The sequence below is a fragment of the Rhodococcus sp. P14 genome (assembly GCF_000256505.1).
In the GTDB taxonomy this organism is placed as follows: domain Bacteria; phylum Actinomycetota; class Actinomycetes; order Mycobacteriales; family Mycobacteriaceae; genus Rhodococcus; species Rhodococcus ruber.
In genome coordinates this window covers 1-505 of the sequence record NZ_AJFC01000195.1, presented here as the reverse complement: position 1 = coordinate 505, position 505 = coordinate 1, and the positions used below count along the sequence as shown (strand labels likewise).

Below are 505 nucleotides of genomic sequence, written 5' to 3'. Positions count from 1 at the left end.
TGGGGCCCCCCCCAGCCGGTCCGAGCAGCAGGCCGCCGTCGCGCTGAAGGAGACCGCGGAGCCGGCATTGCAGGAAGCTACCGACGCTGCCAAGGACACCGCTCAGCGGCTCGCGCAGCCCGCGCAGGAGGCGGCGCACGCGGTCGCCGACACGGCTCGGGATGCCGCGACGACCGTCGCCGAGGAAGGTGCCGGCGCCGCGCGCACGGTGCAGGGTGACGCACGCGACGCCGCACACACCGTCCGCGACCGGCGCTGAGCTGAGCCCGAAACGTCCCGCCCTCGGCCGGAGGGCGGGACGTTCGCCATGCAGGCCGGCGCGTCGTCGTCGCGGAAGAAGTCGTCGCGGAAGAAGTCGTCGCGGAAGAACACGATCCGGATCGCCGTGCCGAGTCCTCGGCGCTCCCCGAGGCCGGCCCCGCGACGTCAGATCATGACGGCGGCGACGGCCACGGCCACCAGAACGGATACCGCGATCGCGAGTCCGAGCAGCACCGAACCGGTG

General features: G+C 73.9%; 1 pseudogene. It reads left to right on the top strand.

The features are described 5' to 3' along the window. Positions 1-259: pseudogene (locus tag OEY_RS0114220) on the top strand (DUF3618 domain-containing protein); the annotation flags it as partial. Positions 260-505 lie beyond the last annotated feature (246 nt).